The sequence below is a fragment of the Actinomycetota bacterium genome (assembly GCA_035697485.1).
Taxonomy (GTDB): Bacteria; Actinomycetota; UBA4738; order UBA4738; family HRBIN12; genus JAOUEA01.
The window spans coordinates 41,715-66,805 of the sequence record DASSCU010000063.1; the positions used below are offsets into that span (position 1 = coordinate 41,715).

The 25,091-nt window shown below is 70.6% G+C and carries 25 protein-coding genes; 7 read left to right on the top strand and 18 right to left on the bottom strand.

All coding sequences use genetic code 11. The annotated features are described in order from the left end of the window. Positions 1–202: 202 nt before the first annotated feature. From VFI59_15935 to VFI59_15950, 4 genes are all read left to right on the top strand, one after another. On the top strand, positions 203–1,372 hold the full coding sequence (locus tag VFI59_15935) for an NAD(P) transhydrogenase subunit alpha (protein ID HET6715183.1): 1,170 nt from the start codon (positions 203–205) through the stop codon (positions 1,370–1,372). Then, a complete protein-coding gene (locus VFI59_15940) occupies positions 1,369–1,695 on the top strand; it encodes an NAD(P) transhydrogenase subunit alpha (GenBank protein ID HET6715184.1) in 327 nt (108 codons plus the stop codon). The genes VFI59_15935 and VFI59_15940 overlap by 4 nt, the downstream gene beginning before the upstream one ends. Further along, positions 1,692–3,074: an NAD(P)(+) transhydrogenase (Re/Si-specific) subunit beta gene (locus tag VFI59_15945; protein ID HET6715185.1), complete on the top strand. Its 1,383-nt coding sequence runs from the start codon at positions 1,692–1,694 to the stop codon at positions 3,072–3,074. Before VFI59_15940 ends, VFI59_15945 begins: the two co-directional genes overlap by 4 nt. Positions 3,075–3,593: 519 nt before the next feature. Then, on the top strand, positions 3,594–4,094 hold the full coding sequence (locus VFI59_15950; GenBank protein ID HET6715186.1) for a hemerythrin domain-containing protein: 501 nt from the start codon (positions 3,594–3,596) through the stop codon (positions 4,092–4,094). A 15-nt stretch (positions 4,095–4,109) separates the two neighbouring features. Here VFI59_15950 and VFI59_15955 read toward each other — a convergent pair whose 3' ends face one another. The 7 genes from VFI59_15955 to VFI59_15985 all read right to left on the bottom strand — a co-directional run bounded on the left by VFI59_15955 (position 4,110) and on the right by VFI59_15985 (position 10,492). Further along, positions 4,110–4,772: a phosphoribosyltransferase gene (locus VFI59_15955; protein ID HET6715187.1), complete on the bottom strand. Its 663-nt coding sequence runs from the start codon at positions 4,770–4,772 to the stop codon at positions 4,110–4,112. Positions 4,773–4,880: 108 nt separating this feature from the next. After that, positions 4,881–7,346 carry an ACT domain-containing protein gene (locus tag VFI59_15960; protein HET6715188.1) on the bottom strand — a complete coding sequence of 822 codons (2,466 nt, stop codon included), beginning with the start codon at positions 7,344–7,346 and terminating at the stop codon, positions 4,881–4,883. A gap of 16 nt (positions 7,347–7,362) precedes the next feature. Next, positions 7,363–7,701: a P-II family nitrogen regulator gene (locus VFI59_15965; protein ID HET6715189.1), complete on the bottom strand. Its 339-nt coding sequence runs from the start codon at positions 7,699–7,701 to the stop codon at positions 7,363–7,365. A gap of 29 nt (positions 7,702–7,730) precedes the next feature. Further along, on the bottom strand, positions 7,731–8,675 hold the full coding sequence (locus VFI59_15970; GenBank protein HET6715190.1) for a GNAT family N-acetyltransferase: 945 nt from the start codon (positions 8,673–8,675) through the stop codon (positions 7,731–7,733). Beyond that, entirely contained in the window at positions 8,672–9,598 is a 927-nt protein-coding gene (locus VFI59_15975; GenBank protein HET6715191.1) for a Ku protein, read from the bottom strand. Before VFI59_15975 ends, VFI59_15970 begins: the two co-directional genes overlap by 4 nt. A 100-nt stretch (positions 9,599–9,698) precedes the next feature. Then, the gene (locus VFI59_15980; GenBank protein ID HET6715192.1) at positions 9,699–9,950 is read right to left on the bottom strand and encodes a DUF6457 domain-containing protein; all 252 of its coding nucleotides are present in this window, start codon (positions 9,948–9,950) and stop codon (positions 9,699–9,701) included. 5 nt (positions 9,951–9,955) lie between these two features. Beyond that, positions 9,956–10,492 (bottom strand): hypothetical protein, encoded by a 537-nt coding sequence (locus VFI59_15985; protein ID HET6715193.1) that lies wholly within the window; start codon positions 10,490–10,492, stop codon positions 9,956–9,958. A gap of 153 nt (positions 10,493–10,645) precedes the next feature. Between VFI59_15985 and ligD the strand changes: the two genes are divergently transcribed. Continuing rightward, entirely contained in the window at positions 10,646–13,231 is a 2,586-nt protein-coding gene (gene ligD / locus VFI59_15990) for a non-homologous end-joining DNA ligase (protein HET6715194.1), read from the top strand. 19 nt (positions 13,232–13,250) lie between these two features. Here ligD and VFI59_15995 read toward each other — a convergent pair whose 3' ends face one another. From VFI59_15995 to VFI59_16005, 3 genes are all read right to left on the bottom strand, one after another. Beyond that, positions 13,251–13,571, bottom strand: a complete 321-nt coding sequence (locus tag VFI59_15995) for a GYD domain-containing protein (GenBank protein HET6715195.1) — start codon at positions 13,569–13,571, stop codon at positions 13,251–13,253. An 86-nt stretch (positions 13,572–13,657) separates the two neighbouring features. Beyond that, on the bottom strand, positions 13,658–14,173 hold the full coding sequence (locus VFI59_16000; protein HET6715196.1) for a DUF5319 family protein: 516 nt from the start codon (positions 14,171–14,173) through the stop codon (positions 13,658–13,660). Between the two features lie 6 nt (positions 14,174–14,179). After that, complete coding sequence (locus VFI59_16005) at positions 14,180–14,890, bottom strand: PIG-L deacetylase family protein (protein HET6715197.1); 711 nt, start codon at positions 14,888–14,890, stop codon at positions 14,180–14,182. Positions 14,891–14,971: 81 nt separating this feature from the next. On the opposite strand from VFI59_16005, the gene VFI59_16010 reads away from it, so the two are divergent. After that, the gene (locus VFI59_16010; protein ID HET6715198.1) at positions 14,972–16,099 is read left to right on the top strand and encodes a hypothetical protein; all 1,128 of its coding nucleotides are present in this window, start codon (positions 14,972–14,974) and stop codon (positions 16,097–16,099) included. Here VFI59_16010 and VFI59_16015 read toward each other — a convergent pair. Next, positions 16,056–16,541, bottom strand: coding sequence for an N-acetyltransferase (locus VFI59_16015; protein ID HET6715199.1), 486 nt, complete (start codon positions 16,539–16,541; stop codon positions 16,056–16,058). The two genes, VFI59_16010 and VFI59_16015, sit on opposite strands and share 44 nt — an antisense overlap. A gap of 88 nt (positions 16,542–16,629) precedes the next feature. Between VFI59_16015 and VFI59_16020 the strand changes: the two genes are divergently transcribed. Then, a complete protein-coding gene (locus VFI59_16020) occupies positions 16,630–17,595 on the top strand; it encodes an SDR family NAD(P)-dependent oxidoreductase (GenBank protein HET6715200.1) in 966 nt (321 codons plus the stop codon). Here the strand turns inward: VFI59_16020 and argH are convergent. Genes argH through argC form a run of 7 tightly spaced genes read right to left on the bottom strand, consistent with a single transcriptional unit; the run spans position 17,592 to position 24,990 of the window. Beyond that, positions 17,592–18,980 carry an argininosuccinate lyase gene (gene argH / locus VFI59_16025; GenBank protein HET6715201.1) on the bottom strand — a complete coding sequence of 463 codons (1,389 nt, stop codon included), beginning with the start codon at positions 18,978–18,980 and terminating at the stop codon, positions 17,592–17,594. The two genes, VFI59_16020 and argH, sit on opposite strands and share 4 nt — an antisense overlap. Next, positions 18,977–20,179, bottom strand: a complete 1,203-nt coding sequence (locus tag VFI59_16030; GenBank protein ID HET6715202.1) for an argininosuccinate synthase — start codon at positions 20,177–20,179, stop codon at positions 18,977–18,979. Before VFI59_16030 ends, argH begins: the two co-directional genes overlap by 4 nt. Next, positions 20,180–20,656: an arginine repressor gene (locus tag VFI59_16035; protein ID HET6715203.1), complete on the bottom strand. Its 477-nt coding sequence runs from the start codon at positions 20,654–20,656 to the stop codon at positions 20,180–20,182. It abuts the gene before it with no gap. Further along, positions 20,653–21,831: an acetylornithine/succinylornithine family transaminase gene (locus VFI59_16040; protein ID HET6715204.1), complete on the bottom strand. Its 1,179-nt coding sequence runs from the start codon at positions 21,829–21,831 to the stop codon at positions 20,653–20,655. Before VFI59_16040 ends, VFI59_16035 begins: the two co-directional genes overlap by 4 nt. Further along, the gene (gene argB, locus VFI59_16045) at positions 21,828–22,745 is read right to left on the bottom strand and encodes an acetylglutamate kinase (protein ID HET6715205.1); all 918 of its coding nucleotides are present in this window, start codon (positions 22,743–22,745) and stop codon (positions 21,828–21,830) included. Before argB ends, VFI59_16040 begins: the two co-directional genes overlap by 4 nt. Beyond that, positions 22,742–23,941: a bifunctional glutamate N-acetyltransferase/amino-acid acetyltransferase ArgJ gene (gene argJ / locus VFI59_16050; protein ID HET6715206.1), complete on the bottom strand. Its 1,200-nt coding sequence runs from the start codon at positions 23,939–23,941 to the stop codon at positions 22,742–22,744. The genes argB and argJ overlap by 4 nt, the downstream gene beginning before the upstream one ends. Further along, complete coding sequence (argC, locus tag VFI59_16055; GenBank protein ID HET6715207.1) at positions 23,938–24,990, bottom strand: N-acetyl-gamma-glutamyl-phosphate reductase; 1,053 nt, start codon at positions 24,988–24,990, stop codon at positions 23,938–23,940. Before argC ends, argJ begins: the two co-directional genes overlap by 4 nt. Between the last annotated feature and the right edge of the window lie 101 nt (positions 24,991–25,091).

Consider the following 25,091-nt stretch of genomic DNA (forward strand, 5'->3'; position numbering starts at 1 on the left):
CGGCGGTTCCTCCATGGCGAGTTGCTCGCGTCGAGCTCCAAGGGACCAACCGGAACCCCTCTGAGAACACCACCGTCTCCCCCGACTCACCGTCGGCGGGAGGGACCTGTCATGGCGTCCGAGTGATGTGCTGCCGAACGGCCTTCCGGCGGGGTTGCTGACGACCCGTCTCCGGAGGAGCACTCGCTGCCAGCATGGCTGCGTGGCAGCAGAACAGCTCGTCGTCGGCGTTCCCAGCGAGACGTACCCCGGGGAGACGCGGGTGGCCGCGACACCGCAGGCCGTGGCGCGGCTCGATGCGCTCGGGCTGCGCCTCGTGCTGGAAGCGGACGCAGGCGTGCGGGCCGGGTTCCCCGACGCGGAGTTCGAGCACCACGGCGCAGGCATCGTTGACAGGGCCGGGGCGCTCGGCGCCGACATCGTCTTGCAGGTGCGCACGTACCCCGCCAACGGCGCACCGGGCCGCGCCGATCTGGCGTTCCACCGGCCCGGCCAGGTCGTGATCGGACTGGCGGATCCGTACCGACGGATCGCCGAGGTGAGCGAGCTCGCAGCGTGCGGCGTGACCGTGTTCGCGATGGATCTCGTGCCTCGGATCGCCAGGGCTCAGAGCATGGACGTGCTCTCCTCCCAGGCGACCGCCGCGGGCTACAAGGCCGTGATCCTGGCCGCCGACCGGCTCCCGACACTGATGCCGATGCTCACGACGGCCGCGGGGACGTTCCCGCCCGCGCGGGTGCTCGTGATCGGCGCCGGGGTCGTGGGGTTGCAGGCGATCGCGACCGCGCGCCGTCTCGGCGCGATGGTCGAGGCCTACGACGTGCGGCCCGCTGCGCAGGAAGACGTCGAGAGCCTCGGCGCTCGGCTCGTCCCGCTGCCCCTGGCGCCCGGCGATGCCGAGGATGCGAGCGGCTACGCGAAGGCGCTCGGCGAAGCGTTCGAGCGACGGCAGCAGGAGCATCTGGCCGGCGTGGTCTCTGACGTCGATGCCGTCGTGTGCTCGGCCGTGATCCCGGGAGGACCTGCGCCGATCCTGCTCACCGAGGATGCGATCGCCGGCATGCGACCAGGGTCGGTCGTGGTGGACCTCGCGGCGCCCAACGGCGGCAACTGCTCGCTCACCCAGCCCGATGCGACGGTCGTCGCGCACGGCGTGACGATCCTCGGCCCCACGAACCTGGCGGCGTCGGTGCCGCAGCAGGCGAGCCTGATGTTCTCGAGGAACCTCACGGAGTTCCTCGCGGTGCTGATCCACAACGGCGCCTTCTCACCCGACCGTGCCGATCCTGTCGTGGCGTCGACGCTCGTGGCCGAAGGGGGTGCGATCGTGCATCCGCAGCTGGTCGCTCGGCTCGAGGGGGCGACGCCATGAGCGCCGACGCGATCCTCACTGGGCTGACGATCTTCATGCTCGCGACGTTCCTCGGCTTCGAGGTGATCCGTCGGGTGCCGCCGTTGCTGCACACCCCCCTGATGTCGCTCACGAACGCGATCTCGGGTATCTCGCTCGTGGCGTCGCTCATCCTCGCGGGCTCCGGGCGAGGGACGTTCGCGACGGTGCTCGGCGGGATCGCGGTCACGGCGTCGACAATCAACGTGGTCGGTGGCTTCCTGATCACCGACCGGATGCTCAAGACGTTCCGACGGCGCGAGCGCCGTGACCCCGAGGTATCGAAGGCGGGGCGAGCGCCGTGACGACGTGGGTGGTGGGGCTGCTGTACGTGGCGGCCGGCGGCTGCTTCGTGCTCGCGCTCAAGTGGCTCACCCACCCGGCGACCGCGCGGCGGGCCGTGCGTGTGGGCGAGGCAGGCATGCTCCTCGCGGTCGTCGGCACGCTCCTGAAGGAGCAGATCGTCGACGTGCGGTGGATCGCGATCGCAGTCGTCGTCGGTGCCACGATCGGCGCGTTGATCGCCGTGTTCGTGCCGTTGACCGCGATGCCGCAGCGGATCGCGCTGTCCCACGCGTTCGGCGCGCTCGCGGCCGCGCTGGTGGGCATCGCCGAGCTCGACCTCGGCGACGGGGGTCTCGCGAGGTTCGCGACCACCGTGCTCGCGGCCGAGATCCTGCTGGGATGTCTGACGTTCACCGGCAGCCTCGTGGCGTTCGGGAAGCTGCAGGGTTTCGTGAGGGACCGACCGCTCACCTTCCCCGAGCAGAACGTCGTGAACGGGGTCGTCCTCGCCGCGGGCGTCGCGATCGTGGTCGTCCTGGCGCTCGATCCGACCCGGGTCTCGGTGCTGCCGTGGCTGGTCGCGATCGGGCTCGCGTTCGGCGTGATGATGGTGATGCGCATCGGCGGCGCAGACATGCCGGTCGTGATCTCGCTGTTGAACTCCTTCGCGGGCCTGAGCGGCGCGGCGCTCGGGTTCGCGATCGCCAACCCGATCCTGATCATCGCCGGCGCCCTCGACGGCTCGTCGGGCTTCCTGCTCTCGATCTTCATGTGCCGTGCGATGAACCGCACGTTCACGAACGTGATCTTCGGGGGGTTCGGGGCCGAGCAGACGGCGAGCGGCGACGCCCAGCGGCCGGTGCGCGTGACGAGCGTGGAGGAGGCAGCGATGCTGCTCGACTCGGCGAGCTTCGTCGTCATCGTGCCGGGATACGGCATGGCGGCGGCCCAGGCCCAGCACAAGGTCGCCGAGATCGCGAACCTCCTGATCGCCCGCGGCGTCGAGGTGCGGTTCGCGATCCACCCGGTCGCCGGGCGCATGCCGGGTCACATGAACGTGCTCCTCGCCGAGGCGAACGTCCCCTACGACCTGCTGGTCGATCTCGAGCAGATCAACCCCGAGTTCGAGCGGACGGATGTCGTGCTCGTGATCGGCGCGAACGACACGGTGAACCCGGCAGCACGGCACGACCGACAGAGCCCGATCTTCGGCATGCCGATCCTCGACGTCGACCACGCCCGGTCCGTGATCGTGGTCAAGCGAAGCCTGCGGTCGGGGTTCTCCGGCATCGAGAACCAGCTCTTCTTCCTGCCGCAGACGATGATGCTGTTCGGGGACGCCCGCGAGGTCGCCGCCGGCGTCGCCCTCGAGCTCTCGACGCAGCGGAGCGCCGTCTGACCGTCGCGTCGGAGCGTCCGCCGCGCGGTCCCTCAGGCGATGTCCGGCCCCGTCACGGCAGGCCTCATGCTCGGCCCGAAGCGCTGCCGGGAGACCTACGGTGGAAGCGTGGTCCGGCTACGCGGTCGAGGCGTCAGCGACCTGCTCGTGCGGCGGTCGTCCCGCGAACGGCTGTCGGGCCGCCCACGTCATGCGGACGTGTCCACCCGCCCTGCGGACGTGCGCACCGCACACCCCGCACATCGCGACCCCCGCTTCGATGCTGCTGGGAAGGAGGATCGGGGAGCCGCATGCGCTGCAGGCTTCCGGCACCGGCGTCCTCGATACGGCCACCACGACCAACCTCCGATCGAGACCAGCGTGCGCCCGTTCGCGACCGAGGGTCCGGGGCGAACGGCCCCCCGACGAGGGGCCCATGCCACGGGTCGGGCGCCGGTGGCCCGCCCTACGGTGGCATCGGAAGTCCGCGCGGCCCGATGCACGGAACCGCGGCGGACCATGACGATGGAGGTGGAAGTCATGTCGCAACCTTGGGCATCGTTCCTGGAAGCGCATGCGGCGCTCCGGGGCCGCATCGCATCGGCGTGCCGGGCCGCGGCCGACTCGGCGGCGCTCAACGAGGCATCGCTGCACCGTGAGCTGTCGGAGCTCCACGGGCTGCTGGCTCACGGGATGCTGCGGCACATGGACGTGGAGGACCGCGTGCTCTACCCGGCCCTCGCCCGAGCGGAAGGCCGGATGAGCGTCGACCTGCTGGCGATGGACCACCGCGCGATCGCCGGTCTCGAGCGCGAGGTGGCGCTGGCCGAACAGGCGCTGTCGCAGGGCGGGCTCGAGCCGGAGAACCGTCGGAAGCTCGTCCGCACGTTGCACGGCCTGGAGATGTTGGTCGACCTGCACATGACCAAGGAAGAGGAGATCTGCCTGCCGGCCCTCGACCGTGAGCTCGAGGCGGCGATCCGCCAGGACCTGGAGGACAGCCTCGACACGATGGAGAAGGCCGAGCTCCTCGCCGAGTGAGCGCGGGCGTGGCGGTCAGCGGACGTCCGCCGAGCCCTCGGGCCGTTCGGGCGACCGCTCGGCCAGCAGGGTCGCGACCTCGTCGTCGGAGGTCTGGGTGAAATCGTCGTAGAACTGCCCGATCGCCATGAACAGGCGCGGTGTCTCGACGGCCACGACCTCGTCCGCCACGTCGGCGAGGGCGGTGACCGCCTCGCGGGGCGCGACGGGGACGGCCAGCACGACCCGGGAAGCGCCTCGCCGACGGAGCACGTCGACCGCGGCCCGCGCCGTCGATCCGGTCGCGATGCCGTCGTCCACGAGGATCGCGGTGCGTCCCTCGACCGGCACGGGGGGTCGGTCGCCGCGGTAGCGACGGATCCGGCGGTCGAGTTCGGTCCGTTCACGGTCGGCGACCGCCCGGATCGTCGCATCGTCCACACCGATGCGTTCGATCAGATCCTCGTTGCGCACCGTGATGTCGCCCTCGGCGATCGCCCCCATGCCGAGCTCGGGCTGCCAGGGACATCCGAGCTTGCGGACCACGAGGACGTCGAGCGGCGCCCCCAGCGCCTTCGCCACCTCGGCCGCGACGGGCACACCGCCGCGCGGCAACGCCACGACGACGGCCGACTCGCCGCTGTGGGCCGCGAGCCGCTCGGCCAGCCGCCGCCCGGCATCGACTCGATCGCGGAACATCATGGTCATCGCCTCCAGACCCGATCGCCGCTCCCGATCCGAGCATCGTCGGTCGCCATCGGGGTCGCAAGGGCGAAAGGTCCCGGCGGGGACGGCCCCGCGGGTGGGCTACCCGGTCAGACGATCCCGAACGACCGACCCGATCTCGCCGACCTGTCGAGCGTCGGTGACTTTGCGCCCCAGCGTATCGCGCACGTAGAAGGAGTCGATCACCCGATCGGTGTAGGTCGCGACCTTCGCGAGGTGCACGTCGAGCGTGAGCTCCGCGAGTGCGCTGGTGATGTCATACAGCAGCCCGATCCGATCCGGAGCTCCGACCTCGACCACCGTGGAGTAATCCGACGCCTCGTTGTCGACCGAGACCGTGATCGGGGCGTGCGAGCGAGGCCCGGGGTAGCGCGCCCGTCTCTTCGCCACCAGGTGATCGAGCGAGAGACGCCCCTCGACGGCCTTGCGCAGCACGCCGCGGAACTCGCGCCACCGCGCATCGTCGACTTCGTCCTCGAACACCCCCTCGACCTCGAACACGTCGACGGCGACACCGTCGTCGGTCGTGAACGCCTGCGCGGTGAGGATCGACAGTCCGGCGAGCGCGACGGCGCCCGCGATCCAGGAGAGGAGCCCCGGACGGTCGGCCGCGACGACCAGCAGCTCGTACGTACCCGGCTTCATCCCCGGTCGAGCGTTCGCGCGCACCTCCGTGGATCCAACGTCGGGCGCGATCGTCGGATAGTGAGCGGCGACGCGCTCGGGCTCGACCGAGAGGAAGTAGCCGCGCGGCATGCGGAGCACGAACCGTTCGACGACGTCGTCGGGCTCTGCCTCGAGCAGGTCCCGGACCGCGTCGATCCGCTCGGTGAGCTGCTGAGCGAGCTCGGCACCCATGTGCCCTCGTTCGAAGACGCGCTGCACTCGGGTCACGAGCTCGCGCAGCAGTGTCTGGCGCCACGGGGTCCATGCCGAGGGGCCCGTCGCGATCGCGTCGGCCTTCGCCAACAGGGTGAGGGCGGCAAGGTGCTCGGGTGACCCGATGCGCGCGGCCACGTCGAGGATGAGGTTCTCGTCGGTGAGGTCGCGGCGCGTCGCCGTGTCGGGAAGGAGGAGATGCTCGGCGACCATGAACGCCGCGAGGTCGCGGGTCGGCAGCGGCGCGCCCATATGGTCGAGCGTCTCGGTCGCGATCCGCACGCCCGCAGGCACGTGTCCGCCCTCACCGGTCTTCCCGATGTCGTGGAGCAAGGCGCCGAGCAGGAGGCCGTCGTGATCGGCTCCGTGCGCGAGAGCACCCGCCGTGAGCGGGTCTTCGTCGCGACCCGCGATCAGGCGGCCCATCTCGACGAGAGTCGTCGTGAGATGCGTGTCGACCGTGAAGCGGTGGTACGGATCGCGTTGGGGACGGTAGCGGACGTCTCCCCACGCCGGCATGAGGGTGCCCATCACCCCGAGACGGTCGAGGGCGTCGAGGGCCGCGACCCCAGCCTCACCCGATCGGAGGATCCGCATGAACGCCCCGCGTGTGCGGTCGGTCCACGCGACCGTGTCGGCGATAGGGGTCACCTCGAGCGAGTCGAGGAGCCGGGCGTCCGGCCGGTCGCCCGACTCCGCGACCGTGGCGAGCGCCTCCAGCGCCTCGTTCGGTCCGGTGAACGGCTCAGGCGTCCCGGTCGGCATCGATGCGCCCCCGGCGGCACGGGCCAGGACGTTCTCGGCGATCCAGCGGACTGCCCGGGCGTGCTCGAAGACTGCACGCATCAGCCCGTCCTCGGCGATCAGGCGCGGTTCGTCTCCGAACCCCATCGACCGGGCGACGGGAGGCTGCAGTTCGAGGGGCAAGCGATCGCCGTGCGTGCCGGACTCGAACTGCAAGGCGCTGCGGACGCGCGTCAGGAACTCCTCGGCGGCATCGATCCTCTCTCGCTCGGCCGTGCGCAGCAAGGCATCACCGGCGACGGCCGTCGTCCAGCGCACCGCCTGGACGTCGCGGAGTCCTCCGGCTCCGTTCTTGAGGTCCGGCTCGAGCAGATGGGCCGTGACGCCGAACCGTTCCGCTCGCACGAGGGCGTCCTCGCGTAGGGCGCGGGCGAACGCCGCCACGTCGCCGGCCGCGACAGCGCGGACCCGGTCGGCGGCCTCACCGGCGATCGCCCGGTCGCCGGCGACCGGGCGCAGGTCGAGCATCGACGTCAGTGCGTCGAGATGTTCCCGGGCCACCTGCTCGCACTCGATGGGCGTGCGTACCGCGTGTCCGACCTCGAACCCACCGTCCCACAACGGGTAGAGGAGGCGTTCGGCGAGCGCCGCCACCTCCTCTGGTGACCGACCGTCGTGCACGATCAGCAGGTCGAGGTCGGATCGCGGAAGTTGTTGCTCGCGGCCGTAGCCTCCGATCGCCGAGAGACCGACGCCCGGCGGCGACTCCGCGGCGCCGAACATCTCGGTCAGGGCGCCGTCGAGCAGCTCGGCCCGGCGCCTCGCCGACCACAGGCCGTGATGCCCCGGCGAGTAGGCGCGATCGAGTGCGCGGAGCTCCCCGCGAAGCCGCTCGATGCTTCCGCCCAGGCGTGCGGCCTCCATCTCCGGATGACGCGGATCAGACCGCGTCGGGGCCCATCTCGCCCGTGCGGATGCGGATCACCTGTTCGGTCTCGGTGACCCAGAGCTTGCCGTCGCCGATCTTGCCGGTGCGGGCCGCCTTGACGATCGCGTCGACCACACCCTGCACCTCGCCGTCGGACACGAGGACCTCGAGCTTCACCTTGGGCACGAAGTCGACCTGGTACTCGGCCCCCCGGTACACCTCGGTGTGGCCGCGTTGGCGGCCGAACCCCTCGACGTCGGTCGTGGTGAGGCCGTTCACGCCGAGGTCACGCAGGGCTTCCTTCACCTCGTCGACGCGGTGTGGCTTGACGATGGCGGTCACGAGCTTCATGGCGGGTCCTCCGGGACGGGGGCATCAGCTTACGCGCCCGTGAGCTGCTTCTCGTACAGGTCATGTCGGCGTCGAACCGTCATGCCGACCCCCGCGTACAGGTCGGTCGCGCCCGTCGCGTTCTCGGTGTCCACGCCCAGCCGCACCTCGTGGTGCCCGCGTGCGATGAGCTCCGCGAACGATCGGGCGAGCAACGCCCTGCCCACGCCTCGGCGCCGCCAGGCTTCGCGCACGCCGAGGTCGCCGACCCACCCCACGCCGTCGTCGGCCGCCAGGTTGACCGAGGCGCCGATCGGCTCCTCGCCCTCGAACGCGAGCACGATGAGCGACGGGTCGTACCCGGGCATCCCCCGGAACTCCTGGAGCCACTCCTCCTGGTCCGCGGGCTCGTAGCCGAAGTTGTCACGGAACGCCTCGTCGAGGACCCGGTACGCGATGACCTCGTCGCCGTGCGGCCGACCGAGCCGCATCGTGATGCCGTCGGGCGACTCCGCGTGCGCATCGACGGCCGGCAGCTCGCACTGCATGTGCCAGAACGAGCGGACGAGGCGGTAGCCGTGCTCGACGAACAATTGCCGGGCGGCGGCGTCCGTCGCCGGCATGTACGAGCGGAACGGGGCGCTCACGCCTGCAGGAAGCCGGAGCGCAGCGCGTCGTTCGGTCTCGTGGATCAGCGCCGAGCCCAGCCCGCGACCGGCGTGCTCGGGATGCACCGTGCCCATCGCGAAGATCTGCACGGTGGCGTCGTGCGCCAGCACGAGGCCGTAGCCGGCGATCACCCCGTCGGGGGCCTCCGCGACGATCGTGTCGCGGTCGAAGTCGAACCTCGCCATCGCCCAGTCGGCGACGATCTCGTCGCGGGACTGGTCGACGAACCCGACATCGACCCGGTCCCGGGCCTCGAAGAGGGCCACGAGGACATCGAGGTCGTCGCGCCGCGCCGGGCGAGCCCGGTACGGGACGGGGAACGTCATTCTCCGACGGCCTTCTTTCGGGTCGTCGTCTTCTTGGCGGTGGCCTTCTTCGCCGTCGTCTTCTTGGCGGTGGACTTCTTCGCGGCGGACGTCTTCGCGGTGGACTTCTTCGCCGCTGGTTTCTTGCGGGGGGCCTCCTGCTCGTCGTCGGCCTGCTTCTTCGCCGCCGCCACGCTCGCCTTCAAGGCCTCCATCAGGTCGACGACCTTCGCGGTCGGTTCGGCCTCGACGATCTCGATCTCTTCGCCGTTGATCTTCGCCTCGACGATCTTCAGCATCGCCTCTCGGTACTCGTCGGTGAACTCGTCGGGGTTCCACTCGGCGGTGAGGTTCTCGATCAGCTGGCGGGCCATCTCGACCTCCTGCCCGCGCACCTTGGTGCTGACGTCGACGTCGCCGAACTCGGCCTCGCGGATCTCGTCGGGCCAGTACATCGTCTCGAGCACGAACGCATCGTCCTTGAAGCGCAGCGCGGCGAGGTGCTCCTTGTCGCGGAAGCTGACCTTCGCGATGCCGACCTTGTTGTCCTGGCTCATCGCCTCGCGCAGGAGTGCGTAGGCCTTCGCGCCGGTCTCGTCGGGCGTGAGGTAGTAGGACTTCTTGAACATCATCGGATCGATCTCGTCGAGGTCGACGAACTGCTGGATGTCGATCGCGCGGCTCGACTCGACCGGCACGGCGTCGAAGTCCTCGTCGGTGAGCACGACGTAGCGATCCTTCTCGTACTCGTAACCCTTCACGATGTGCTCGAAGTCGACGATCTCGCCGTCCTTCTCGCACATGCGCTTGTACCGGATTCGCCCCATGTCCTCGTCGTGGAGCTGGTTGAAGCGCAGCGTCTTCTCCTCGGTCGCCGGGTAGACGGCCACCGGGATCGTCACGAGGCCGAACGAGATGGCCCCTTTCCACATCGCTCTCGGCATGGAAGTCCCCTCCGCGTGTCAGCGTTCCCGCAGCACAGGGCGCGGAAACGTCATCCTATCCCGAGGTGCCGACGTGCTGGGAGGGAGGGCGCGACCGAGACTATGAGTCGTGGTCAGCGTCGATCGCGCGTTCCAGGTCGGCCAACGCGGCCGCGAACGCGCCGGCGCGATCCTCTCCCGCCGCGACCCTGCGTTGCACTGCCTCGCCGAGCATGAACGTCGCGATCGGGGTGAGCTTGCGTTCGACGCCGTGGGCGACGTCGCGTGCGACGCCGAGCAGTCGATCCTGCATGTCGTCACCGACCGGCTCGACCCCGAGCGCGCCGGCCGCGGTGCTCAGCCAGTCCTCCATACCCCTCAGCCCTCCCGCTCGTAGGTCGTCCGGTCGGCGACCGGGGGCGTGTACCGGTAGGAGAGAAGGGCGCCCGCGATCGCCAGCAAGCCTCCGGCGAGCGCGACGAACATCCCGATCGCGGGCCGGGCAGACACCGAGCCGTCCTCGAACGCCTGGGTCACGGTGTCGCCGCGGGAGGCGTCGGCGCTGAACGTGATGAGCGTCGAGAACGCCTCGACGTCGGCGAACCTGGCGGCGAGGCCCTCGGTGTCGACCACGCCCCAGATCGCGGCGGCGAGGGCGACGCCCGACGCCAGCAACCCGAGGGTCGCCCAGACGTACTTGCCCCCGCCGAGGGAGATCATCACCAGCACGCCGCAGATCAGCGCGGCGACGCCGAGGAACAGGATGGTCTGCCCCGACACGGCCTCGATCGCACGAATGCGTTCATCGCCGCCCCCTCCCTCGACGACGAACCAGGTGAGCAGGGTCGACGCCGAGACCACGGCGCCTCCCAGTACGAGTCCCCACCCAGCCGGGTTCCGCTTCAACCGCTCCATCGTCCCCCCGTCCGGTCGGTGCCTGCTCCGAGTGTGCTTCCTACCACGGGGTGCGTGCGCAGCGCCATCGGCCGCTCGAACATGTCAGCCCGACGACGTGCGGATCCCGGGACCACCCCGACCCCGTTGGGTCACCGGGCTACCATCGGCGACATGCCGGCCAAGCGGAAGCGCGCCCGCACCTCGAAGGAGGCGTTCACCGTCGAGATGCCGGTCGCCCTCGAGACCCGGCGCGACGGCGACGTCTGGTGGACCGAGATCGGCGAGCGCGAGCTGCGCCTGTCGAACCTGACGAAGATCTTCTGGCCCGACGAGGGCATCACGAAGGGCGACCTGGTCGCGTATTACGCGAACGTCGCGTCGCTGATCGTGCCGCACCTCGCGGGGCGTCCGCTCACGATGAAGCGCATGCCCGACGGCATCGACGGGGACTTCTTCTATGAGAAGTCGGCCCCCTCGCACACGCCGGACTGGCTCGGGCGCTGCGTCGTGCAGAGCGAGGACGCCAAGGGGGGCGAGATCGATTACCTCACGATCGCGGACGCGGCCGGGCTGCTCTACGTCGCGAACCTCGGCTGCATCGAGTTCCACCCCCTGCACTCCCGCTGCGCCGATGTGGTGCACCCCGACTACCTCTTCTTCGACCTCGATCCGTTCGAGCCGTACACCTACGAGGACGTGCTGGTCGTGGCGCGCCACATCAAGGTGCTGCTCGACCAGCTCGGGCTGCCGGCGTTCCCCAAGACGAGCGGCGCCACCGGACTGCAGATCTACGTGCCGGTGCTCCGCGGCACGTACTCGTACGACCTCGTGCGGGCGTTCGTCGGCGCGGCCGGCCGCCTGATCAAGGGTGCCGACCCCGACCGGGTCACGATGGCGTGGAAGATCGCCGATCGCACCGGGAAGATCTTCATCGACCACAACATGAACCGCTCCGGGGCGAACATCGCCGCGGTGTACTCGGTGCGGCCAGAGCCTCGCGCGCCGGTGTCGACCCCGCTCGCGTGGGACGAGGTGTTCGAGGGCGGGTTCGAGCCGAGCGACTTCCGCATCGACAACGTCTGGGAACGGTTCGGTCGCGTCGGCGACCTGTTCGAGGGTGTGCGCACCGAGGCCGCCGACCTGAGCACCGCGCTCGAGGCGCTCGGCGTCGACCCGGCGCACATCGACGGGGAGGCATCGTCGCCCGCGATCGATGCCCCGCTTCCGCGCACGGCCGCGAAGACGGTCGCGCAGCGGACCTCCGAGGAGATCGCGACGGCGTCGAAGGACCCCGCGCTGTTCGAGTACGTTCGCCGGCGCGACTTCGGACCCGAGGGCACCACCGAGCCGGCGCCCGGGGAGGTCACGCCGAGCGGGAACTCGTTCGTGATCCACAAGCACCGGGCGACGCGCCTGCACTACGACGTGCGCCTCGAGCGCGACGGTGCGCTGCCGTCGTGGGCGGTGCCCAAAGGCCTGCCGGTCGCCAAGGGCGACAAGCGGCTCGCGGTGCAGACCGAGGTGCACCCGCTGGAGTACGGGCGGTTCGAGGGCACGATCCCCGAGGGCCACTACGGCGCCGGCGAGGTGCGCATCTTCGACGACGGCTGGTACGAGCCCGTCGAGTGGACCGACACGAAGGTCTCGTTCGTGCTGCACGGCCGGCGATACCCCGGTCTCGAGTTCCATCTCGTGAAGACGAAGACGGACTGGCTCGCCTTCCTCGCAAGTGCGCAATCGTCGCCGTTGATCCCCGCCCCGCCCCGGTTCCAGCCGATGCTCGCCGAGGGCGGGTGGGAGACGTTCGACGATCCGGGATGGTGGTTCGAGCCGAAGCTCGACGGGATCCGCTGCCTCGCCGAGCTCGGCACGGGCGAGACGCGCCTGCGCACCCGCACCGGGCGCGATGCCACCGAGCAGTACCCCGAGCTGCACATGGTGCACGAGCTCGTCGACCAGGTGAACGCGGTGATCGACGGTGAGATCGTCGCGTTCGACGACGTGGGGCGACCCTCGTTCGAGGTGCTGCAGCAACGCATGAACCTCACGGGACAGCGCGCGATCAGCCGGGCCTCGAAGACCACGCCGGTCTCGCTCGTGGCGTTCGACCTGCTCTGGCTCGACGGCCACGACACGACGGGGCTTCCACTGGAACAGCGCCGCGAGCTGCTCGAGCTGATCGTGGAGCAGGATCACCGGCTGCACGTCACCGCGCACGTTGCCGGCGACGGGGTGTCGTTCACCGAGCGTGCGAAGGAGCTCGGGCTCGAGGGCGTGATGGCGAAGCGGCTCGGCTCGACCTACCTCCCCGGACGCCGCACGCTCGACTGGCGCAAGATCAAGCTGATGAACACCCAGGCCTGCGTGATCCTGGGGTGGACGCCGGGCAAGGGTGGTCGGGTCGGATCGTTCGGCGCGCTCCTCGTCGGCGCGATCGTCGACGGCGAGCTGCGATGGGTCGGTCAGGTCGGGTCGGGATTCACCGACCGCATGCTGTCGGACCTGATGTCGCAGCTCGAGTCCCTCGTTCGGCGCGACACCCCGATCGACGACGAATCACTGGCCGCCGTCAAGGGAGCGACGTTCGTCGAACCCGAGCTCGTGTGCGAGGTGCGCTTCCTCGAGATGACGAAGAGCACCCAGAAGATGCGCGCGCCGTCGTTCCGGGGCATGCGCCCCGACGTGCCGCCTGAGGAGTGCGTGCTGGAGCCGGTCGCCGGCTCACGACGGGTTTCGAGGGCTGGGAAGCGCCGGTGACGGCGCGCGCATGCCGCCCTCAGGCGCCGGGTGCCCGGTAGGGCGCGTTCTTCGCGATCGCGCGATCGATCTCCTCGGCCGAAAGCAGCACGACCGTCTCGATGTTCCCCGCGCCCGAAGCACCGACCGCGGTCGCGACGGCGGCGGCCGTAACCTGGTCGGGCATCTCGGAGATCACGTATACATCGGTCTCGCCGAACGCGAAGTCGAACGATGCGATCGATCCGCCCATCTCGGCGGCCATCTTCTCGATGAAGGTGCGCCGGCTGACGGCACCCTCCTTCATCACGCCCTGCATGCCCTCCTTGCTGTAGGAGACCTTGAACATGAACCGGGCCATGCCGCTTCCCCCTCTCGCGGGCACACGCAGTCGCGGGCAGGGCACCATCGTGACCCTCATGCGCGACGACCGCAATCAGAGGCGCGTCAGAACGGTTCGTAGCCGGCGCGCACCAGCAGCGCGCGCACGTCGCGCTCGTCGAAGCCCCGGTCCAGGAGCTCGCGGTAGAGACGCACGGTCGCGAGCGTGCGGCCGCATGTCGGGCAGAACGCGAACACGTCGTCGAACGGTGTCTCGCACCAGGGGCACTGCGTGACCTCGATGCGCTTGTCGGGCTCGAGACCGGCGTCGGCGACCGCGTCGACGTAGCCCTTGCCGTAGTCCCATTGGATGTACTCGTCCTCGACGAGATCGAACGCCGGCTCGTGGGGTCGCGGTTCGCCGGTGGTCAGCATCTGCTCGAGGTTGTCGCGCAGCAGCTCCCACTCGAAGTAGTGGTTGGTGCCGCAGTCCTGGCAGGCGATCACGACGCCCTTCACGCCCTGGGGCGAGAAGACCGTGCGCATCGCAGCCAGGTCGTCGAGGTCGGCCACGATGTCGCGACGTTCCTCATCCGAGAGCTCGAACGGCTCCTCCTGCTCGGGATCCATCTCGAATTCCATGCTCACCTACTCATCGTCGTCTGAGAAGCGGAACGCCTTGAAGGCCTCGGCGTACTCGACGCCGGCCTCGTCGCCCATGGTGCGGGCACGCTCGCGCACCCACGGGGCCGCCGCCTCGCCTTCCTCGGACACGTGCTGAGCGAGCGCCTCGAGCTTGATGTCGATCGTGTCGGTGATGTCGACGTACGTGTCGGGCTCGTTGCCCGAGAGCAGCAGGTTCGGGACCTCGTACGGCTCGATGCCCTCGTCCTCGAGCTCGGAGAACATCACGCGGGTGGGCGCGTCCGGCATCACCGCCGCGAGCGCGAGCAGCCCCGCCTGCTTGTGGTCCCAGTGGTTGATGTAGCCCTGCCCCGACCAGAGCCGCGAGGGGTCGGGCGCGACGAGCACCTCGGGCCGCAGCCGGCGCACCTCGCGCGTGACCTTCTTCCGCGTCGCCGGCGTCACCTCGAGCAGGCCGTCGATCTCCCCGAGGAACGTCACGCTCTTCACACCGAGCACGTCGGCGGCGGCCCGTTGCTCCCGCTCCCGGACGGGCGCGACCTGATCGCGGTTTGCCCCAGGCTCGTTCGATCCGGCTGACCCGTCGGTGCAGACGACGTAGTGGACCTCGCAACCCTCGCGAGCCCACTTCGCGATCGTGCCACCGCACATGAACTCCGCGTCGTCGGGGTGGGCGAACAGCACGAGCGCGCTCGAGAAGGTCGGTTCCCGCATGTGGGTTCAGCCTAGCGACCTCGACGCGGAAGGACCCATCGCCTCCAGGGATCGGCGGCTCGAGCGTGGTTCGATGCTCGGGTGAGCGACGACGCGGCACGCATCGCTGAGCTCGAGCGCGGCTTCCGGCGCGACGGGTTGCCGAACCTGATCCTGGACTTCTCGGCGGCCGAGGACGTGTTCACGCGCGCGATCCCCTTCCTCACGATCGTGTTCGTGCTCGAGATCGTGAACGCGATGGACGTGGAGAAGGGCTGGGTCAACCTGCTGCTGGCGCTCGGCGGTGCCGCGATCCTCGTCGGGGCGTTCGGCCTGTTGAACGTCGCGCGGGGCCGGCGGTTCCTCTCGGTGCCGACGCGCGTCGGCCCGCCGGAACTGATCGCGTTCGTCGTGCTGCCGGGGCTGCTGCCGATCGTATTCAGCGGGCAGTTCCTGTTCGGGTTCAACACCATGCTCGTGAACGCGTTCCTGCTGCTGCTCGTGTACCTCGTGATCGGGTTCGGTGTCGTCTCGCTCGTCCGGTGGACCGGCCGGCGCTTCTTCGCCCAGCTCGGGGCGTCGCTGTCGGTACTCGTGCGCGCGGTACCGCTGCTGCTCTTCTTCTCCCTCGTGATGTTCTTCACGACCGAGATCTGGCAGGTGTTCACGTCGCCGGGGCCCGGTGCGTTCTGGACGGCGATGGCGCTGTTCGTGCTGCTCGCGATGGTGTTCCTGGCCGTGCGGCTGCCCGGCGTCGTGCGGGAGGTGCAGGGAGAGTCGGCCGTGGGCGACGTGCCGCTGCGCCGCAAGGAGCGCCTCAACCTCGCGGCCGTCGCCCTGATCAGCGAGATGCTGCAGGTGGTCTTCGTGAGCACGGCGATCTGGCTGTTCTACGTGGTGCTCGGCGCCCTGCTCGTGAACGCGACCGTCCGCGAGACCTGGCTGCTCACGCCCGACGACGTGTACTTCACGATCGCGTGGTTCGGTGACGACGTGCAGGTGAACGAGGCGCTGCTGCGCGTGGCGACCGGGGTCGCGGCCTTCGCGGGGCTGTACTACGCGGTGACGATCCTCGTCGACGCGGCGTATCGCGACCAGTTCGTCGACTCGCTGACGGCCGAGCTGCGCGACACGTTCCGCCGCCGGAGCGAGTACCTCGAGTTGCAGCGCGAACGCGGGGTGCCAATCACGCCCCCGGATCCGCGGGGCGAGCCATCCGCAGGAACGTGACCTCGTTCCCGTCGGGGAACCGCCGCACGTAGATGTCTCCGCGCTCGAACCCGGCACGCTCGTAAGCGCGGATCGCTCGCTCGTTCCACGGGAAGACGTCGAGCACGAACATGCTCGGCCGCCAGCGCTCACGTGCGAAGGCCATCGCAGCCTCGATGTAGCTCGGGCCCAGGCCTCGTCCGGTCAGATCGGGACGAAGACCGAGCCCGATCTCGACGCTCCCGTGGTCCGCGCTCGCGGTCAGTGCGAGGAACCCCGCCAGCTCGCCGGTCTCTGCGTCGTCGACCGCGAACTCCAGCTCGCCCCAGCGCTCCGGGTCGCGCATCCCCTCCTCGAACGATGGATCCTCGGACGCGTCGTAGACGTCGTACGGGGCCGGGTATCGCCAGCCGGCGACCGCGTCGGCGTCCTGCCCGGTGAGGGCCCTGACCGAGAAGCGCATGGCGACGCATGGTCTCACGATGGATGCATCGGGTGGCGTGAGGGTAGGTTCGGAGACATGGGAACCAGGACGAGATGACGGCGGCGTCATGCTGAGGAAGGCGATCGACGCGGTGCTCGAGACCACCGTCGTCGGCAGCTTCACGAAGGTTGGCTACGAGGCGCGCCGGCGCCTGTACGACTGGCAGGATCTCGCCTCGCTCGACATGGCCGGCAAGATCGTCGTGATCACGGGCGGGAACTCCGGACTCGGGCTCGTGACGGCGAAAGAACTCGCCGGTCTCGGCGCCGACGTGCGGATCGTCGCCCGCGACGCCGGACGTGGTGCGGCCGCCGTCGAGGAGATCGACGCGCTCGGTGCAGGCCGAGCCGGCCTGTACGTGGCCGACCTCAGCTCGCTCGACGACGTCCGTCGCCTGGCCGATCAGATCGCCGAGCGGGAGTCCCGGCTCGACGTGCTCGTGCACAACGCCGGCGCGCTGCTCGCCGAGCGCAAGGAGTCGGTCGACGGTTACGAGATGACGTTCGCGACGATGGTCCTCGGCCCGTTCCTGCTGACGAACGAGGTCCTGCCGCTCCTGAGGGCGACGCCCGACGGGGCACGCGTCCTCTGGATCGCAAGCGGGGGCATGTACACCCAGCCGCTCGACGTCGACGAGCTCGAGATGGGCCCCGAGGACTATTCCGGCGCGACCGCCTATGCGCGCGCGAAGCGGGCGCAGGTCGTGCTCGCCGAGGAATGGGGCAAGCGCCTTCGCGGCGATCGCGTCGCGGTGCACGCGATGCATCCGGGATGGGCCGACACGCCGGGGCTCGAGACGGGACTGCCCGGGTTCCGCACGCTTCTCGGACCGATCCTGCGCTCCCCCGAACAAGGCGCCGACACGATCGTGTGGCTCGCGGCCGCCGACGAGCCCGGCCGGGTCACGGGGAGGTTCTGGCTCGACCGCGCGCCGCGCTCGACGACGAAGCTCGTGCCGTCGCGGGCAACCGCCGAGGAGCGCGACAAGCTGTGGAGGCTCTGTGAGCGCCTGACCGGAGCGGCGTCGCCCTAAGGCGCCGGACGCCCGGCGATCGTCCGCTCGAGCGCATCGGCCTGGTGCCGTACGCTCTCGGGCGACGGACCGCCGACGATCGTTCGAGCGGCGACGCTCCGATCGGGATCGAGGAGTGTGGCACCGTCGGCCAGGCCGAACCTCTTCCACTCGTCGTCGGTGAGATCGGCGAGCGAGCGGCCTTCCTCCTCGACGCGCTTCAGCAGCTCGCCCGTGCGCCGATGGGCCTCGCGGAACGGCACCCCGTCGCGAACGAGCGCCTCCGCGAGATCGGTCGCGTAGAGTCCTTCGGCCACGCACGCGGCGCGCATCGCGCTCGCGTCGAACCGGATCGTCGAGATGGCGCCCGTGAGCGCGGAGAGCACGAGTTCGAGGGTGTCGGCGGCGTCGAACGCGGGTTCCTTGTCCTCCTGCAGGTCGCGATGGTAGCCGAGGGGGAGGCCCTGCAGGAGGGCCGTGAGGGCGACGAGGTCACCGACGACCCGGGCCGCCTTGCCACGCGCCAGCTCGGCGGTGTCGGGGTTGCGCTTCTGGGGCATCATGCTCGACCCGGTCGAGTACGCCTCGTCGAGCGAGGCCCATCCGAGCGACTCGTCTGTCCAGCGGGTGACATCGGCCGCGAGGCGCGACAGGTGCGTGGCGCAGATCGCCGAAACCGAGAGGAACTCCTGCACGAAGTCGCGGTCGCTCACCGCATCGATCGAGTTCGTGAACGCGCGATGCATGCCGAGGCGAGCGGCAGTCATGTCGGGGTCGAGTCCCAGCGTCGAGGTGGCGGTGGCGCCGGCGCCGAGCGCGCTGGTCGACGTGCGGGCCGACCACCCGTGCAGGCGTTCGAGATCTCGGGCGAGCGCCCAGGCGTGGGCGAGCAGGTGGTGGCCGAGCGTGACCGTCTGAGCGAACCGCGCGTGGGTCGTCCCTGGCATCACGGTCTCGGCATGCTCGCGGGCACGCACGATCAGCGCCTCCGCCAACGCGACAACGAGACCGTCGATGCGCCTGCCGGCCGCGAGCAGCCAGAGCCGGAGATCGGTCACGACGAGGTCGTTGCGGGAGCGGCCGGCGTGCAGCTTCGCACCGAGGTCACCGAGCCGATCGGTCACGCCCCGTTCGATCGCCGAGTGGATGTCCTCGTCGGCCTCGTGGAAGACGAACCGCCCCTCCGCCATGTCGTCACCAACCGCCGCGAGCGCCTCCTCGAGCGCCGCGGCCTCGTCGCCGTCGAGCAGGCCGGCGTCCTGCAGCGCGCGGACGTGCGCGATCGACGCGTCGACGTCCGCCGACGCCAGGCGCACGTCGAAGCGGAGCGAGCGACCGAGCGCGTGCGCTTCCGGGGCCGGCGGGGAGGAGAAGCGTCCCGCCCAGAGCGGGGTGTCCTCCGTCACGCGCCGGTCCCCTGCTTGGCCGACCAGACCTTGAGCGGCAGGCCGTAGAGGCGCACGTAGCCCTCGGCGTCGGACTGGTCGAACGCATCGCCGCTGCCGTACGTGGCGAGCGACAGGTCGTACAGGGAGTGCTCGCTGCGCCGACCGACGACCGTGCACGAGCCGGGCTCGAACCGAAGCCGGACCTCGCCGGTCACGTGGGCCTGGGTCGCGTCCACGTAGGCGTCGATCGCGACCCGCAGCGGCGAGAACCACTGACCGTCGTACACGAGGTCTGCCCAACGCTGCTCGAGCTGCGGCTTGTGGTGCGCGAGCTCGCGCTCCAACGTCACGTCCTCCAGCGCCTGGTGGGCACGGATGATCGCGAGTGCCCCCGGCACCTCGTAGAGCTCGCGGCTCTTGATGCCCACGCGGCGGTTCTCGATCATGTCGACCCGGCCGAACCCGTAGGAACCGCCGAGCACGTCGAGGCGGCGGATCAGCTCGGGGAGCGCGACGGTCTCGCCGTCGAGCGCGACCGGGACCCCGCGGTCGAACGTCAGGGTGATCTCGGCGGGCTCGGCAGGCCTGGCCTCGGGCGGGGCGGTGCGCTCGAACGCGTCCTCGGGCGGCGCCACCCACGGATCCTCGAGCGGGCCGCATTCCGCGGTGCGTCCCCAGAGGTTCTCGTCGACCGAGTAGGTCGCAACGACGCTCGCGATCGGGATGCCCCACTCACCGGAGAGCGCGATCGCCTTCTCGCGCGGGATGTGGGCGTCGCGGATCGGCGCGAGCACCTCGAGGTCGGGCGCGAGCACGCCGAACGAGACCTCGAACCGGACCTGGTCGTTCCCCTTGCCGGTGCAGCCGTGCGCGACCACGTGCGCGCCGACCTCGCGTGCGACGTCGACGACCTCCTCGACGATGCAGGGGCGCGCGAGCCCCGAGACCATCGGGTACTTCCCCTCGTAGAGGCCGTTGGCCTTGATCGCGGGCGTGAGGAACTCCGCCGCGTAGCGTTCGACGGCGTCGGCCACGCGCACGCTCGCCGAACCGGCCTTCTTCCCGCGCTCGACGATCTCGTCGAAGTCCTCGCGCTGGCCGACGTCGACCGCGACCGCGTGCACCTCGTAGCCCTGCTCGGTGAGCCAGCGGATCGTGACCGATGTGTCGAGCCCGCCGCTGTAGGCGAGCACCGCCTTCTTCGGGTTGGCGTCCATTCAGCTTGCCTCCATGATCTGGTTGAGCGATCGCTCGATCGCGGGCGGCTTCACGCCCTCGCGGCCGAGGATCAGGATCGTGTTGTCGCCGGCGATCGTGCCGGCCACCCCGTCGAGCCCGGCGCGATCGATGCCCTCGGCGAGGGCCGCGGCGGCGCCGGGCGAGGTTCGGACGATCAGTCCGGCGTCGCTGGCGACGAACGACAACGCGAACTCGTCGAGCAGGTGCCGCAGCAGCGCCATCGGCCCGTAGGAACCGGCGTCGCCCGGCACCACGTAGCGCGTGCCCTGGGCATCGTGCACGCGGGCGAGGCCGAGCTCCTCGATGTCGCGGCTGATCGTGGACTGCGTCGCTTCGATACCCATGTACGCGAGCCGCTCGCGGATCTCCTGCTGGCTCGCGAGACGCTCCCTCGCGAGCAGACCCAGGATCGCCTGCTGCCGCTTCGATTTCGACGCGCCGTTGGCACGGGTCACGGCGACACCTCCTCGGGCTCGAGCACGCGTGCCACGGCCGCGCCGAACGCGCGCGCGGCCTCGGCCACGTCGGCATCGCTCGCGATCAGCGGCGGCGACATGCGGACGACGTCGGGGCCGGCCGGGCTCGAGAGCACGCCCTCGGCGATCATCGCGACCACGACCTCATTCGCGACCGGACGTGCGAGCTGGAAGCCCCAGAGGCATCCGCGCCCGCGGGCCTCGACGACGGCGCCCGGTGCGGCGGCGGCGACCGCCGCGGGAAGCTCCTCGCCGATCGCACGCGCCCGCTCGAGCAGCCCGTCGCGCTCGATCGCGTCGATCACCGCCAGCGCACCCGCGCAGACGATCGGGCCGCCGCCGAACGTCGACGCGTGGTCACCCGGCTCGAACGAGATGCTCGCGCGCGCAAGCATCGCCCCGATCGGGAGCCCGCCGCCGAGGGCCTTGGCGAGGGTGAGAACGTCGGCCTCGACCCCGGCATGCTGCAGGGCCGCCCACTCGCCGCAGCGCCCGAGACCCGACTGCACCTCGTCGGCGACGAGCAGCGTGACCCGCTCGTCGCACAGTGCCCGCACGCCTCGCAGGTACGCCTCGTCGAGCGGGCGCACGCCGCCCTCGCCCATCACGGGCTCGAGCAGCACCGCGCCGACGTCGCCGGTGATCGCGGCGTCGATCGCGTCGAGGTCGCCGGGCGGCACGAACCGGAACCAGTCCACGAGCGGCTCGAACGCCGCCCGCTTCGGCGGCTGGCCGGTAGCGGCGAGCGTCGCCGTCGTGCGTCCGTGGAACGAGCCGTCGAGCGCGACGATCGCCGGCTTCCCGTTCGCGAGGCCGTGCTTGCGGGCGAGCTTGATCGCGGCCTCGTTGGCCTCGGCGCCGGAGTTGCAGAAGAACACGCGCGCATCGGCCACGGGCATCAGCGTGGCGAGCCGGTCGGCGAGCGCGGCCTGCGGCTCGGTCGCGTACAGGTTGCTGACCATGTCGAGCGTGTCGAGCTGGTCACGCACAGCCGCGACCCAGGCGGGGTGCGAATGTCCCAGGGCGTTCACCCCGAGGGCGCCGGCGAAGTCGAGGTAGTCGCGGCCGGTCTCGTCCCATACCCGTGTCCCGGCTCCGCGAACGAGCGTGAGCGGGTACCGCGCGTACGTCGGCATCACGTGCGGCTCGTTCATGCCGGCGGTACCTCGGGGGCCCGCCCGATCGGGGCGTCGGGCGTGACCATCGTGCCGACGCCCTCCGGCGTGAACATCTCGAGCACGAGGGAGTGCTCGACCCGTCCGTCGACGAGGTGGACCCGGCCGACCCCCGCCGACAGCGCGGCGACGGCGCTCTCGAGCTTCGGGATCATGCCCCCGGCGACGACCCCGGGTTGCCCCAGCAGGTCGAGGCACTGCGAGGCCGAGAGCTCGCTCAGCAGGTCGCCGTTCGGCCCGATCAGCCCGGGGACATCGTTGATGAAGACCAGCTTCTCGGCGCCGAGTTCGATCGCGAGCTGGCTCGCCACCACGTCGGCGTTCACGTTGTAGGCCTGCCCGGTCGTCTCGTCGACCGCGATGCTCGCGACCACCGGCACGAAGCGCTGCTCGGTGAGCGTGCGCAGCACATCGGCGTTCACGTGCACCACCTCGCCCACGAACCCGAGGTCGGGGCCGGCCTGCTTCCTCGCCAGGAGCAACCCACCATCGACGCCCGAGAGCCCCACCGCCCGCACGCCGCCCGTCACGAGCGACGCGACGACCTCGGTGTTGAGCTTGCCGGCGAGCACCATCGTCGCGACGTCGAGCGTCTCCGCGTCGGTGACGCGCAGGCCGTCGACGAACGTGGTCTCGATGCCGAGCCGCTCGCTGAGGTTGGTGACTTGCGGCCCGCCGCCGTGCACCACGACGGCGGTGATGCCCGCGCTCTGCAGCAGGGCGATGTCCTCTGCGAACGAGGACGCGAGGCCGACCGTGTCCATCGCCGCGCCCCCGTACTTCACGACGATCACCTTCCCGTGGTGCTCTCGCATGAACGGCAGGGCCTCGAGCAAGGTGCGAGCCTTGGCGACGGTGCGCTGACGGATCTGCGGCGGAAGCTCGGTCGTCATGTCGTGTACTCCCCGTTGATGCGCACGTACTCGTAGCTCAGGTCGCAGCCGTAGGCGCGGCTCCTGCCCGGCCCCTCGCCCAGACGCACGCGCACGGCGATCTCGGCTTCCTTCATCGCGGCGCGGGCCTCGTCGGCGATGGGTGATGCGGGCTCGAAGTACGACGGCGGGATCACGCCGCCGACCGCCAGCGCCACGCCGCCGATCGACACGTCGAGCAGGCCGGGGTCGACCGACACACCGGCGGCGCCGGCGGCCTGGAGGAAGCGTCCAGGGTTCGGGTCGGCGCCGAACACCGCCGTCTTGACGAGTGGCGAGTCGGCCACGGCCTTCGCGACCCGGCGAGCGTCGTCGTCGTTCGCGGCGCCCTCGACGTCGACGATCATCACGTGGGTCACGCCCTCGCCGTCGGCGATCAGCTGGGAGACGAGGGACTCGCCCACGGCGTCGATCGCGCCGACGAGGTCGTCCCAGGCGGAGGAACCGGGCACCACGACGTCGTCGCCGGGCTCCGCGCCGCTCGCGAGCAGCAGCACCGTGTCGTTCGTCGAGGTGCACCCGTCGACCGTGAGCGCGTTGAACCGTGGTGCGAGCCGCTCGGTCGCGATCGCTCGCAGATCGTCGGCGGCCACGAGCGCGTCGGTCGTCACGAAGGCGAGCATGGTGGCGAGATTCGGCGCGATCATGCCGACCCCCTTGGCGCACCCGCCCACCCGGACCGCCCCCGCGTCGGCCGAGGCCTGCTTGTCCACGGTATCGGTCGTCATGATCGCGTGGGCGAACTGCTCGCCGCCGTCCGGTGAAAGCGCCCCGACCAGCGCCGGCGTCGCCGCGCGCATCTGCTCGACGTGCAGCGGCTCGCCGATCACACCCGTCGAGCTCGGCAGCACCTCGTCGGGCTGGGCATCGAGGAGCGACGCGACCTCGGCGCTCGTCGCGAGGGCATCGTCGATCCCTCGAGCGCCCGTGGCAGCGTTGGCCTGGCCGCTGTTCACGAGCACCGCTCTGATGCGGCCGCGCGCGAGGCGGTCTCTCCCGACCTCGATCGGCGCGGCCGCCACGCCGTTCGTGGTGAACAGCGCCGCGGCCGTCGTGCCGGGGTCGCCCACGAGCAGTCCCAGATCGGGCAGCCCGCTCGGCTTGACGCCGGCCGTGACACCCGCGGCGCGGAACCCCAGCGGATACGTGACGCTCACGGGTACACCGCCAGGGTCGGCAGACCCTCCGCCTCGTCGAGGCCCAGCGCGAGGTTCAGGTTCTGGATCGCCTGGCCGGCCGCGCCCTTCACGAGGTTGTCCACGGCACCGACGATCGCGGCCGTGCCGGTGCGGGCGTCGGCGACGGCCTGCAGCTCGATCACGTTCGTGCCGCGCACGCGCTTGGAATCGGCCATGGCCCCGGGCGCGAGCACCCGCACGAACGGACGCCCGGCATACGCGACCGTGAGCGCCTCGGTGAGCGTCTCGGTCGTCGTTCCTTCGGTGAGCGTCGCGTAACTCGTCGTGAGCACGCCCCGCACCGCCGGCACGAGGTGCGGAACGAACAGCACGGGCGGAGCGACGCCGGTCGCGAGCTCCAGCCCCCGCTCGATCTCGGGCGTGTGCTGGTGCGTCGGCACGCGGTAGGGCCGGATGCTCTCCTCGGTCGACGTGTAGATCGTGGAGTCGTTCGCCGCCTTGCCCGCGCCCGACAGGCCTGTCTTCCCGTCGACGCGGATCGCGCCGGGCTCGATCAGTCCCTCACCCAGCAGTGGTGCGAGGCCGAGGATCGCCGCGGTCGCGTAGCAACCCGGGTTCGCGATGAGCTCCGCACCCTCGACCTGCTCGCCGAACAGCTCGGGCACGCCGTACACCGCCTTCTCGAGCAGCGCGGGCGCGGGATGCTCGAAGCCGTACCACTCCGGGTACGCCTCGGCGGGGAGCCGAAAGTCCCCCGCGAGGTCGATCACGCGGAGCCCGGCCTCGAGCAGCGCCGGCACGAGTGAGGCGCTCGTGCCGTTCGGCAGGGCCGAGAACACGACGTCGGCCGCCCCGGCGATCGCGTCGGGCTCGATCGGCTCCATGGCGTTCCCGGCGATCGGCAGCGATACCAGGTGAGGATGGACCTCGGCGAGCGTCTTCCCGGCGGAGTCCTTGGCCGCCAGGAACGTGACCTCGGCACGCCGGTGCCCCGCGAGCAGGCGCACGAGCTCCCCGCCGGCGTAGCCGGACGCGCCGAGCACAGCAACACGGATCTTCTCCGTCATGATGCATAAGTATGCACAAGATGGGTAACCATGACCACAGACACGCGAAGCGGGCCGGTTCACGGATCACCTACACGGACACGGCTCGGACCTGACCACCC

What these genes read in the sequence shown, in the direction of transcription:
- VFI59_16020 (HET6715200.1), top strand. Translation starts at nt 16,630, where the DNA reads ATGCTGAGGAAGGCGATCGACGCGGTGCTCGAGACCACCGTCGTCGGC.
- ligD (HET6715194.1), top strand. Translation starts at nt 10,646, where the DNA reads ATGCCGGCCAAGCGGAAGCGCGCCCGCACCTCGAAGGAGGCGTTCACC.
- VFI59_16030 (HET6715202.1), bottom strand. Translation starts at nt 20,179, where the DNA reads ATGGACGCCAACCCGAAGAAGGCGGTGCTCGCCTACAGCGGCGGGCTC.
- VFI59_15960 (HET6715188.1), bottom strand. Translation starts at nt 7,346, where the DNA reads ATGGAGGCCGCACGCCTGGGCGGAAGCATCGAGCGGCTTCGCGGGGAG.
- VFI59_15950 (HET6715186.1), top strand. Translation starts at nt 3,594, where the DNA reads ATGTCGCAACCTTGGGCATCGTTCCTGGAAGCGCATGCGGCGCTCCGG.
- VFI59_16000 (HET6715196.1), bottom strand. Translation starts at nt 14,173, where the DNA reads ATGGAATTCGAGATGGATCCCGAGCAGGAGGAGCCGTTCGAGCTCTCG.
- VFI59_15955 (HET6715187.1), bottom strand. Translation starts at nt 4,772, where the DNA reads ATGTTCCGCGATCGAGTCGATGCCGGGCGGCGGCTGGCCGAGCGGCTC.
- VFI59_15970 (HET6715190.1), bottom strand. Translation starts at nt 8,675, where the DNA reads ATGACGTTCCCCGTCCCGTACCGGGCTCGCCCGGCGCGGCGCGACGAC.
- VFI59_16040 (HET6715204.1), bottom strand. Translation starts at nt 21,831, where the DNA reads ATGAACGAGCCGCACGTGATGCCGACGTACGCGCGGTACCCGCTCACG.
- VFI59_15980 (HET6715192.1), bottom strand. Translation starts at nt 9,950, where the DNA reads ATGGAGGACTGGCTGAGCACCGCGGCCGGCGCGCTCGGGGTCGAGCCG.
- VFI59_15940 (HET6715184.1), top strand. Translation starts at nt 1,369, where the DNA reads ATGAGCGCCGACGCGATCCTCACTGGGCTGACGATCTTCATGCTCGCG.
- VFI59_15995 (HET6715195.1), bottom strand. Translation starts at nt 13,571, where the DNA reads ATGGCCCGGTTCATGTTCAAGGTCTCCTACAGCAAGGAGGGCATGCAG.
- VFI59_16015 (HET6715199.1), bottom strand. Translation starts at nt 16,541, where the DNA reads ATGCGCTTCTCGGTCAGGGCCCTCACCGGGCAGGACGCCGACGCGGTC.
- VFI59_16005 (HET6715197.1), bottom strand. Translation starts at nt 14,890, where the DNA reads ATGCGGGAACCGACCTTCTCGAGCGCGCTCGTGCTGTTCGCCCACCCC.
- argC (HET6715207.1), bottom strand. Translation starts at nt 24,990, where the DNA reads ATGACGGAGAAGATCCGTGTTGCTGTGCTCGGCGCGTCCGGCTACGCC.
- VFI59_15985 (HET6715193.1), bottom strand. Translation starts at nt 10,492, where the DNA reads ATGGAGCGGTTGAAGCGGAACCCGGCTGGGTGGGGACTCGTACTGGGA.
- VFI59_15975 (HET6715191.1), bottom strand. Translation starts at nt 9,598, where the DNA reads ATGCCGAGAGCGATGTGGAAAGGGGCCATCTCGTTCGGCCTCGTGACG.
- VFI59_15965 (HET6715189.1), bottom strand. Translation starts at nt 7,701, where the DNA reads ATGAAGCTCGTGACCGCCATCGTCAAGCCACACCGCGTCGACGAGGTG.
- argB (HET6715205.1), bottom strand. Translation starts at nt 22,745, where the DNA reads ATGACGACCGAGCTTCCGCCGCAGATCCGTCAGCGCACCGTCGCCAAG.